The following is an 11,684-nucleotide window of genomic DNA, read 5'->3' on the forward strand; positions in this document are numbered from 1 at the left end:
TTATCTATTATTTAAGATAACTTAGTTTATGGATAGTTTCTGTTTTATAAGATTTAGTAGCTGATTGTAAGGAGATGACTGTTCTGAACTTGAAACTTTTAGAAGTTCTGTTTTAAACCTATTTTGTGTCACACCCACTAGTGTTCCAACTTTTGTAGAGGCAATATTGACAACTTGTTTACCTGGACAGAGAGAAATCCAATCCCAGGTGGTTTGGTTATATCTGAGTTCGGAATCTTGGAAGCGTTGATACGCAGAGGATTTCAATGATCTAATTTGATGTTCACTTAGCAAATTATCGATGTAATTCTTATAATCATTTTCAGTATCGACTGGAATTTCCCTATGTTTTACGTTAATGTGATAATCAAGTATGTCACTTCTAACTTTATTATTTAGATAAAGTTGTTTTAGTGTAGGTATTTGTTGATCTGCAACGTCTTTTAATATATCTTCAATCACGGTTGAAGTTATTGATTCTGGTACTGCTGATAGTTTTTTTGCAGTATTTACCCAAATATCGATATCGAGTAGATAATTCTCAATTTCATGTCGGTCTAACAAGATAAACTCCGGATTACCAATAAAACCCTGAACCTTCTCGTCGTTTGTTACGTCACGATCTAACAAAAAAACGAAGTGTAGATTATAGATATGTTGTTCTACCTCTTTTATTCCATTGTAAATCTCAATGAGTCGTTCGCAATTACCAATTTTTTCTATTTTAACATTGTTTTGTTGACACATTGGTGTTAATAACTCGATTTCCTGCTCTCCCTCAACAAAAAGAATTTTACTATATAAACTACTCACTCCTAATTCTCTTAGTTTTTTTTCACAGGTTTCATACTCCAACAATGTTACACCAGTATTTTCAAGTGCAAAATTACTACCGATATCAAATAACGACATAATTAAAACCTTTGAGTGTGTAAAGAAGAAAGCTTGTGAGATTTTGTTGGATGACGAAGTAGGTAGGTACGCATTAACCTTTGAAAGAAGAGGACGGGATCCTTGCAAACCCTTAATAGTTTCTATATAGCTCTCTTCCTCGTTACATAATTGATTTAGTAGTTTGGCAAATTTGCAGATTAGATCCTCGTGCAAATGGTTTTCTGGCTCATCGACTAGTAAGATACTTATGCGCCCTACCAAGTTTAAATAAAGGAACAAATAGAAAACAGTCTTCTCACCAGCACTAAGGTGCCGCATGTCATATTTTTTCCCTCCGGTTTCATTATTTGTAACTAAATTAACAATCTCATCAGGCCTAAAATTGTTTAAAGAAAAATTGGAAAAAGATATGTGAGGGAAGAGTTGTTTAAAAAGTAATGCTGCTAGCTTGAAATAAAGATCTTGTTTTCCTTTTGTTGGTATCAATCTTTCATATGCGTAGTCCATTAACAAATTTTTATAAAGTAAATGGAACGTCTCGCGTGGCGAGAATATCATATTCAGTGTTAACCAGGATTCTCTACTTAAAGCCAGTTCATTCTTTGTAGTAATGTTTAATTCGGAAAAAGGAGTGTTTGTTTCATTATAGTGCTTATTGGATTCGATAAAGACAATTACTTCAGTGGGATTCTCTAGATTCCAATATTGATCTAGCCTTTCGCTGTCCTCGGGGCTTATAGATAAACTCCAATTAATTGTCTCAGAAGTTGATTCCGCATTAAGGGTGACTACAACGACAGTATTTTCATCTAAAATAAAGTGTACTGTTATAGCCGCAGTTTTGGCACATAGCGTATCGTTCAATTTACTTAAGAAGATCTCTCTTGCGTTAAATGTGAAGTTGTGTTCAGGAAAATTCTGCTCAAGTTTTTGAAAAAAATACCCTTGTTGTACAAGAAGCAAGGAGTCAGCTATAGTCGTTTTACCAGAACCATTTTTACCGCTTATAGTATTCGTGTTTTGAGCTTGAGAAAAATCAAAAGTAGTTTCTTCGGAAAATTTTTTAAATCCTTTAATTATAAGTTTTTTTAGTTTCATATTTCTGTCCACTCCGTCCCATTTTACAAATAACAACAGTATTCACCATTTTAACACAAGGTAATATATGGGGTCTATGGATATATAATTTCAGATAGGACTAATTTTGCATTCGATATTTTGTTGTTAATCATTATGGTATCGCTGTATTGGGAGACGCACGCGGTATAGGAAGTTGAAAGATCTAATAAACCCGAAGTGAATTCTGCACAGCTGGAATGAATGGTTGCAAAGGCAGATGTGGACGTACATCTGGAAGCGGTGTAAGAAGCCAGAAATGAAGGTTTAGAACTTGAAATATCGGAGTAGCAGGTTTCTCCATGGGTGTCGCTCTGTAACAAACAAAGTATCACCAGGTGGTTAATGACTTTCCTGCACAGTGCAGGTGTGTACAACAATTGTGCTTATCATGTTGACAGCGTTATATCGAACGTTACTTACGGTGATGCGAGAGGTCGGCTACTCAATTAATGGGTAGCCGACCTCTCGATTTTTACAACTGCTGGTTAATTTGAAAAGCAAACCTCATCTACAAGTAGGTCAATCATTTGTTGGTCAGGTAAGATGTTCGTATATCTTGATCCTAATTCCATCAAATGCTCACATGAAGGGTATCTAATCATTCGCAAATCTGTAGCATTTACCTGTGTGTTTCCACTAAATTGTCTAAAGTACCTGTCAACAAGCGTTGAATTTAAATACAGGGAGAGTCCTTTGGCCAAAATAAGATTAAATCCCGTTCCGTTTGTATGATAGAAATTTATTTTATTTTCAAAAGCAATCATCGTAGTAGAGTCGTTCTCTTGATATACAGCTGCCACCACTCGTCGAAGTTCTTCTTTTGATGTCATTCTCTTTACTACTACATAATTTCCGTTTGGTCGTAATCGCTTAATATTTGTATCTGTGTATAACAAAGAGTTATACTTTTTTACATTTTCTTTAGGCCATTTAACAAATCCTTGTCCTTGACTAAAGTGCTCGGGATATACAAGAGGCACACTGTTGTTATTAAATTCTTTTAATAAGGTTTCCTTTGGTTCCCTAAAATCGACAACCGGCCCTGTTGATAGAGTAAGTTCAAGATCATGAAGTGTAGATGGCAGAGAGTGCATTTTAGTTTTAATCTCATCGTCTTCATTATTTCGTACTAGCCTAAAGATAGAAAGTGGATCATCAGGATGAACTAACTCGGCAAAGGAGACTTGATTAACCTGAATATCTTCGAGATTTAGAGTGTTACTAAAAGTTAATGTAACTCTATCTTCTACCTTAGGGGGCTTCTTGATTGCATGGTAAATGACACTCTCTTGCAGTACTTCCTCCCCTGAGAACACTTTTGAACGGGAATCAAAAAGGTGAAAATGATTGATTGTTGTATCACCGGTCAAATCATTTCTAAAGTTTTTAAAGTATTGTCCGTTGCAAAAGCTTCTTGGTGTAATAGCTACGAATTCTCCTTTTGGTACCAACCAGCGTTTTGCCAAAGAAACGAAGGCTGCATATTGATTGGAAACATCTACTCCGATGGAGAGAAGTAAACGATTTTCTTCTGAATCACTGCTGATTTTCTTGTAGGGTGGATTTAGAATTGCTAAATCAAATTTGTTTGCCTTTCGAGCGGCAGGAAGAGCTTGAACACTTGAAGATATAAAATTTTCTCTAATGATTTGAAAATTAAATTTAATCCCGTTTAAAGTACATAGTTGTTCGCATATATATAACGTTTCTTGCAGTGATGGAATGAGACTTTTATCTATTTCATAAGCAACTAAAGTGATTTCTTCAGGTTTGTTTTCCCAAGAGCATATTTCATAAATTACAGCTGCACCTAAAACACCTACTCCGGCTCCAGCATCTAAAAGTTTAATTTTTTTATTTTTACCAGAGTTAAATAAACTGGCCATGAAAGCTGCGGTAGACACATCGGTAAAAAATTGTTCGAAAGCTTCCTTATCTTTGGTTTGTATAAGCTTTTTTGTAGCAGTCATGATGTCATTTATTAGTTGAGGAAAACTATTGGGTGATACGGTTTCTTGGTTAAAGACCAGTTCTCCTCCTTGAATTAGAAAAGCCACTATAGATACAACTCCTTAGGATAATATTGACAATGGTAAAGTAATATGAGATTATATATCTGCAACGTTGCAGATGAGATTTCTCAAGGAGGCTCAGATAATGCTAACTATTGGTACTGTAAAAGAGATTCTTCAAAGAGTTGGATTTCCTGAACAAAATTGTACAGACACAACTGCCATATGCATAATTGCATTACAGGATAGAAAACCTCGTCAAGGACTTATATTAGGACACCAGTGTCTAGCCGAAGGAGCAAGAATCACCGATATTCTAGAATTTGCACGAAATGATCTCGGAAAAAATTATGCTGAGAATTCACGTGAGGCTGTAAGAAAATATAGTTTAAAGTATCTTGTGGATTTTGGTCTAGTTCATGTTAACAAAGATGACCCGACGAGACCTGTTAATTCAGGTAATACTAATTATACACTTGTAAAAGAGTTTAAAGACTTGCTAAAAACATATAAAGATCCATCTTTATTTTCGAACAAAATACAAAGCTTTGTCAACGAAGCAGCTATTAATAGAAAAAAGTACCTTAAGAGCCTGGAAAATCATAATATACAGATTGAAGTGCCGTTTATGTTATCCCAACCATTATTATTGTCACCTGGTGATCATAATATTATTGAGAAGCTAATTGTGGATGAGTTATTCGCTGAAGACGCTCGAAAAACCTATCTAGTGTATCTAGGTGATACTAAAAACAAAAAGAAGTATATTAATAAGGAATTAGTTAAGAAAATACGCGTGTCTGTGGACGAGCATGCTAAACTACCAGATGTTATTGGATTCGATGCATTCAATGAGGAAGTTATGGTTTTTGAAGCGGTTGCATCATCTGGTCCAGTTGATTTTTTACGAAAGAAAGAGTTGGAAATTCTGTTTGCTAGATGTCCATATCCTTTAAGGATGAGCACAGTTTTTTTGAAACGCAGCGTATTTCAGAAATTCTCCAATAATATTGCTCCTGGGACCAGTGCTTATATTGCTGAGACAAAAATGAAGGTAGTATACGAGACGTTTTAAAACTTTGAACTGCTAACAATTTTGTTTAGACAGGGAAAAAGAGATAAATAACAAGGGGATGAATACATGGCTTTTAATGCAACAGTTTTACGTGTTTTAATTGCTTCTCCTTCTGATGTCGCAAACGAGCGAGATAAAGTTGAAGAAGCTATTATTGAATGGAATAGAATACATTCGGAAGAGCTTAAGATTGTACTGCTTCCAGGTAGGTGGGAAAATGATATTACACCTACTTACCACGGTGATGATCCTCAACAGATAATCAACGAACAACTTGTCAATAAATGTGATATTCTTATAGGCGTTTTTTGGACTAAACTAGGAACGCCAACACTTAATTATACTTCAGGAACTCTTGAAGAAATAAATATATTTATTGAAAGTAAAAAGGAAGTCATGCTTTACTTTGTAGATAAGGACATTCCACGATCAGCTGATTTCCGGCAGGTAGAACAAGTTGATGAATTCAAATCTAAATATCAGAATATGGGGATTTACGCTTCTTTTGATGAACGTAAAATAATTAATCACCTCTATGCAAAGGTCAATAGTATAAAGAAACAATACTTAGATATGAAAAATGAACTCAACGATCTACAAAGCACAATTAATGAGAAAAATCCTTATTTATCCTTATCATCTTTAGAAGTAAAAGATAATATAGGGGATGTCTTTAGGAAGGGAGAATCACATGATCAATATAACATATCTGTGAATAATCCCTTTTCACAGAACCCACTGATCAAGGAAGTTAGCAGCAGCAGCCCTGCAACATTTGTACAAATTCTTAAGAAGGAGTTTGGATTAGACTGGTTAGAGGGAGCAGTGAAGAGAAAGCCCGAAAGGCTAAATTTTATGATGGGTTTCCCCTATCAATTTAATCCTTCTCCCAAACCAGGTGATCAATTTTTAGTTTGCATTAATGATGGAAGTAATATTACGTCTTACCTTACCGCAGAAGTCGAAAGTCATTCTTCCAACAGAATAGTTAAAGAAATCGTGCTGGAAGATAGAGAAGGCAAAGTTGATTTTGGATTTTCCAGTGAAGTTGGTTTTCGTGAATACCTGAATAGATATAAAGGAAATAAGAATATTTTTTGTATAACTTTAAAGAATATAGATTACAGCACCAAGGAAATTCCAGAAGATCAATTGCAGTTAATAAAATATGGGCTGCATATTCTTAATGAGAATAAGACTGAAGAGATACCGAAATTAGGAAAAGCAAAACTAAGATATTCGGACGCTTTTGGTGATGTTTTTTGATGCTTCTCAATAATGTAAAGGCACCTAAGAAGGGTGCCTTTTATTTCGCTCTATAGATGATACGGTGAACCGTACCACAAGTAAGACGAAATTTTTCGCATTAATTGATGGCTGGGCGAGGGAAACTGCCTGGCTTATTTTATTTAGTAACTCTAGATTAGAAATCAGATATAATAGAGAAAGGATTAACACAACAAAATTCGAGGTGCCCTTCAATGATCCTGAGTACCAAGCTTCATATCCCGCAGACGCGGCGCGATGACCTTGTTGAGCGAGCGACGATCACCGAGCTATTAAATAAAGGATTAAAGAGCAAACTTACATCCGTAACGGCTCCCGGGGGGTATGGAAAAACAACAGCTTTGAGTCAGTGGCTGCAGCAGTTCACTGTACCTGCCGTATGGATTTCCTTGGGCTCTCAAGATAATGATCTGATAGAGTTTTGGAGCTATACGATCGCTGCAGTCAATAGTAAGAACCCCCAATTTGCGGAAACGGTTACCCCGTATTTGTCATCCTTAAAGTCGGGAGCGTTCGAGCCATTCATCTCAGCTATGATTCGCGAGCTTGATAGCTACTCAGATGAATTGGTCATCATTTGGGACGATTATCACACGATTGATCTTGCGCCTATTCACGCATCGGTGGCTTATTTTCTTGCGTATTTGCCCACACACATCCACCTTTATATAACAAGTCGGTCTGAAATGCCCTTTCCTTCGGCAAGGCTGCAGACGACTGGCCAAATGGTGAAAATCACGATTCAGGAGCTGCGATTCCAACTTGCGGAAGGAATTCGTTACTTTCAGGATTGCATGGGATTGTCGCTGTCGGGAGAAAAGATAGCAGATCTGGTCGACCGCACGGAGGGATGGATCAGCGGACTGTATCTTGCGGCTATTTCGCTGCAAAGGAGCGACAATTATTCGGATTTTATCCGCGCCTTTAACGGGGAACACCGCAACATATCCGATTTTTTGTTTCAGGAGGTTTTTAGTCTCCAGTCTAGCGAGATTCAGTCCTTTCTATTGGAAACTTCGATTGTAGACAGGATGAACGGCCCTTTGTGCGAGACGATTACCGGACAAGCGAATTGTCAGGAGCTGCTGGAAATGCTGGAACGGCATAATTTGTTCATCGTTTCGTTGGATGATCAGCGGGAATGGTATCGCTATCATCATTTGTTTTCCGAGTTTTTACGGAGGCTTTTCCGGCAGAGGTATGCGGGACAATCGAAGGAGTTATATGTCAAGGCAGCCCGTTGGCTGGAGGAGCTCGGGTTTTTGGAAGAAGCAGTTGAGCAACTATTTATGGGTGGGCTTCAACTCGAAGCAAGCGCTTTGATCGAAAAGCATCTGCAAAACCTTCATGCGAGGAGGGGGGTGCTGCATCGATGGTTGCGCGATCTACCGGAGTCCTGTTTTGTTGGAAAACCGAGAATTCAGTTGCTTTATGTCAAAGTGATGGTAGAAACCAATGAAATGGAGCTGGCACAAGCAAGACTTCGCTTCATGGAGGACAAGCTGTCGGATCCTGAATGGAAACCTTACGCAGGCAACGTTCATTTTTTGTCCGCGGCCGTTTCCTTTTATCGAAGAGACTTTCGACGGGCTAATGAATATTTTGAGATATTTGATCGGCAGACGCCTGAGGGAAGCTACGTTCAGATGATCGAAGCGAACTCGTTTTCGATGTATTTTGATACCTTATTGAGCTTTTTTAATGATTTGCATGATGCGGAGAGATTCTTTAATAAATGGATCAAAGTATGGGAAGAGAGAGAAAATTACCCCTACGTCGGGTTTTTCTACAACACGTACAGCTTGCTGTTATATGAATGGAACCGCTTGGAAGAGGCTGAGGCTTATGCGGAGAGGGTACTGAGGTCATCGTGCATGCAGCCTTATGCGCTTATTTTGTTAAGCGCTGCTGTTAATGCTGCACGGATCTGTCAGGCTAAGGGGGATTCGGCTAAAGCGTTCGAATGGCTTGAGTGGGCTAAACCTAAGATCAATTCAGTGGACAAAACCATGTTTATGAGGAGGATAGAGGCGGAGAAGGCAAATTTGTCGCTTGCGAACGGCTCTATGGATGAGCGTTGGCTGCAAACATGCGGCATCAAGCATACCGATACGATCCCGCTCGGTCCGATTAAAGAATATCTTATTTTGGCAAGCGCGCTTATGGAACGCCGGGAAGTCGATGAAGCTCTGCAACTACTAGAACAATTGTACCTGCTTGTCGATAAGGCTGATCGGACCTGGGATAAGGTCAAGGTGGTCATTCTACAAAGCATGGCTTTTTATCGAAAAGGAGCGTTGACGAACGCTATAATGAAGCTGGAAGCGGCGCTCCAATTGGCGGAACCGGGGAAATACATCCGCAGTTTCTTGGATGAAGGGCCAAAGATGACTGAGCTGCTGAGTGAGTATATCCGACAAAGGCAGATCAACACAAACCGTAAGTCTGCGAGCATGCTCTATGCCAGGGAATTGCTTCTGATTATTTCGGATTATACGAATGAAACTGCAGGCTCGGCAGTCCCTATCACGAAACAGGAATTAAAAATATTACGGATGATCGACATGGGGCTGTCGAATAAACAGATTGCGGAACAGCTTCAAATCACGGTCGAAACGGTCAAGAGCCATCTGAAAAGTATGTACAGAAAACTTCAAGTGAACAGCAGAGAACAGGCTCTGGAGCAAGGAGAACAATTAAAATGGTTGTGAGAGCTATTTATCGCAATTGAAGAGAATGACCATTATACAATAAATATTGGCATGAGGGATATCCCCCATTATTTTACCGTTCCTCCCCCTTAGATGGGGGATTTTTTTTGTCTTGAAATCGCCTTATATTAGGACGACAGTGACAATGATCGACAAGAATGGCGAGGGAATGTTGTTATTTGTCGTCTATAGTCATCTTGTATCGCTGCATCGCCGGTTGCAATCATTATTACAAATAAAGAGGTGTATACGAATTTATGAAACGATCGACATCAAGACTCAAGAGGTGGTCTTCCCGATCAGGGAAGATCGTTCTGGCATTTGTACTCGTCTTGACGCTCATCCCATTCATGGGTGCAGGAACGGCAGTCCATGCTGCCTCGTCAACTTGGCCAGCGGTGGGACAAAGTGTACAACCGTCCAACGTGCAAACTTTGCTCAAAGTGGACAGCACGTTGTATGCGGGGACGGGGAATTTCGGCAATGACGTATGGTCGAACAGTAATGGTACTTGGACACAGATGAGCGGCTCGCCGGCCAATGTGCGAAGCTTTCTCGTTGATGCGGATGGCACGTTGTATGCGGGGGCTTGGGGTGACGGCAATAACGTATCAACGTACACGGCTAGTGGTGGGTGGAAGCAGATGCCTGGCTCGCCGAGCAATGTGTATTCCTTGATCGATGTAAACGGTGCGATTTATGCGGGGGCTTCGAATGGCTCTAGCAACGACGTATGGACGTACACGGCTATTGCCGGTTGGACGAAGATGATGGGTTCGCCGGGCGATGTACAAGCCTTGACGTATATTAATGGCACGCTATATGCAGGGACTGGAAGCAACGGCGTATGGTCGAACAGTAACGGTAGCTGGATGCAGATAAGCAACGGCGTTAGCAATCCCAAATATATAGCTTCGTTGCTTAATGTAAACGGCATGCTGTATGCGGCGGGAACTCAATCTGGAGACAACCGCAGCGTTTGGACGTACAATAACAGCAACGGTACATGGACGCCAATAGCCGGTGCGCCGGCCAGAGTGAAAACCTTGCGCTTCGTGAGCGGCACGCTGTATGCGGGAACTGCCTCCGGTGCCGGTTTCGACGACGTATGGACGTACACGACTGGCGACGGTTGGGCGAAGATGAACGGCGCACCGGGCAGTGTATATGCCTTGCTCGATGACAACGGGACGTTGTATGCAGGGACGCAGACCGGAAGGAACGACGTATGGACGAACAGTAACGGCACGTGGGCACAGATGGGCGCTTTGCCAGGCAGAACCAACACCTTGCTTAGTGCCAATGGCACGCTGTATGCAGGGACGGATGACGACAATAACGCCGTATGGGCGTATACGACCAGAGGCGGATGGACACAGATGAGCGGCTCGCCGGGATATGTGTATGCCTTAATTGATGTAAACGGTACGCTGTATGCGGGGACTTCTAATGACGACGATGACAACGATGTATGGACATATGACACGTCTGCTACTACTCCAAAATGGACGCAGATGACAGTAAGCAATGCGCCAAGTAACGTATATGCCTTGCTCAATGTAAACGGAACGCTGTATGCGGGGACGAATAACGGCGACAATGACATATGGACATATGATACTGCCGCGACTATGCCTGAATGGACGCAGATGACGACCGGCAGCGCGCCGAGTTACGTAAATACGTTGCTTAATGTGAACGGCACGCTATATGCGGGGAATGCTGCTGGTGGCAATGACGTATGGACATATGACACGACTGCGACTACGCCCGAATGGGCGCAGATGACGACCAGCCATGCGCCGAGTTATGTGACATCCTTGCTCAATGTGAATGGTACGCTGTATGCGGGGACTAGTAACTTTGACAATGACATATGGACCTACGATGCTAACGCGACTATACCCGAATGGACGCAGATGACGACCAGCCATGCGCCGAGTGGTGTGAATGCCTTGCTCAATGCGAACGGTACGCTGTATGCGGGGACAGATAACGATAGCAACGACGTGTGGATGTACAGCAACGGCGTATGGGAACAGGTAGTCGGTTCGCCGAGCCAGCTACATGCGCTGCTGGAAGTCGGGGGAACGCTATACGCAGGGGGAATAAACGGTGTAGTACAACTAATCGCTCCTGAAACACCTGCGAATTTGCAATCCAGCAGCACCACATCTGTATCAACTATCCTTTCGTGGGATGCCGTATCAGGAGCGACCGGTTATTACCTCTACGAGAATGGAGACAATCCGGCGATTGCCACAGTATCCGGCACCACTTATACGGTGAGCGGACTGACACCGAATACCTTTTATACGTTTACGGTGAGCGCATTCAATGCAATTGGTGAATCGGAGCAGAGCGATGCAGTCCCTGTTCAGACACTGAGCGCAGACGCAACGCTGACCTCGACAATAGGAACGGTAAGCACAGGCGGAACAGCGGAGGAAAGCATCACGAATGTTCCGTACGCCACGACGTTGAATGAGTTCAAGGCAGCGATCACGCCGGCAGAGAATGCATCGTTTGAAGTCTATAATGCAGACGGAACAACCGTAGCGACGGCTTTGGCAACCGGCAAGAAGG

At 41.3% G+C, this 11,684-nt stretch carries 6 protein-coding genes; 4 read left to right on the forward strand and 2 right to left on the reverse strand.

The genetic code is table 11. The annotated features are described in order from the left end of the window. Positions 1–21 precede the first annotated feature (21 nt). Both ACFVU8_RS17645 and ACFVU8_RS17650 read right to left on the reverse strand, forming a co-directional pair. Complete coding sequence (locus ACFVU8_RS17645) at positions 22–1,992, reverse strand: AAA family ATPase (protein WP_387428896.1); 1,971 nt, start codon at positions 1,990–1,992, stop codon at positions 22–24. A 506-nt stretch (positions 1,993–2,498) separates the two neighbouring features. Further along, positions 2,499–4,070 (reverse strand): Eco57I restriction-modification methylase domain-containing protein, encoded by a 1,572-nt coding sequence (locus ACFVU8_RS17650; RefSeq protein WP_387428898.1) that lies wholly within the window; start codon positions 4,068–4,070, stop codon positions 2,499–2,501. Between the two features lie 100 nt (positions 4,071–4,170). Between ACFVU8_RS17650 and ACFVU8_RS17655 the strand changes: the two genes are divergently transcribed. The 4 genes from ACFVU8_RS17655 to ACFVU8_RS17670 form a co-directional block, all read left to right on the forward strand. Continuing rightward, positions 4,171–5,100 carry a BsuBI/PstI family type II restriction endonuclease gene (locus ACFVU8_RS17655; RefSeq protein WP_387428901.1) on the forward strand — a complete coding sequence of 310 codons (930 nt, stop codon included), beginning with the start codon at positions 4,171–4,173 and terminating at the stop codon, positions 5,098–5,100. Positions 5,101–5,166: 66 nt separating this feature from the next. Next, complete coding sequence (locus ACFVU8_RS17660) at positions 5,167–6,366, forward strand: hypothetical protein (RefSeq protein WP_387428904.1); 1,200 nt, start codon at positions 5,167–5,169, stop codon at positions 6,364–6,366. Between the two features lie 215 nt (positions 6,367–6,581). Next, positions 6,582–9,098: a winged helix-turn-helix domain-containing protein gene (locus ACFVU8_RS17665; protein WP_387428907.1), complete on the forward strand. Its 2,517-nt coding sequence runs from the start codon at positions 6,582–6,584 to the stop codon at positions 9,096–9,098. Positions 9,099–9,355: 257 nt separating this feature from the next. Further along, positions 9,356–11,684, forward strand: a 2,329-nt coding sequence (locus tag ACFVU8_RS17670; RefSeq protein ID WP_387428910.1) for a fibronectin type III domain-containing protein, incomplete at its 3' end; no start/stop codon positions are given.

This window comes from Paenibacillus sp. NPDC058177 (assembly GCF_042883835.1).
GTDB classification, from domain to species: Bacteria; Bacillota; Bacilli; order Paenibacillales; family Paenibacillaceae; genus Paenibacillus_AQ; species Paenibacillus_AQ agri.

Coding starts and splice junctions, on each gene's coding strand:
- ACFVU8_RS17645 (WP_387428896.1), bottom strand. CDS start 1,992: ATGAAACTAAAAAAACTTATAATTAAAGGATTTAAAAAATTTTCCGAA.
- ACFVU8_RS17660 (WP_387428904.1), top strand. CDS start 5,167: ATGGCTTTTAATGCAACAGTTTTACGTGTTTTAATTGCTTCTCCTTCT.
- ACFVU8_RS17655 (WP_387428901.1), top strand. CDS start 4,171: ATGCTAACTATTGGTACTGTAAAAGAGATTCTTCAAAGAGTTGGATTT.
- ACFVU8_RS17665 (WP_387428907.1), top strand. CDS start 6,582: ATGATCCTGAGTACCAAGCTTCATATCCCGCAGACGCGGCGCGATGAC.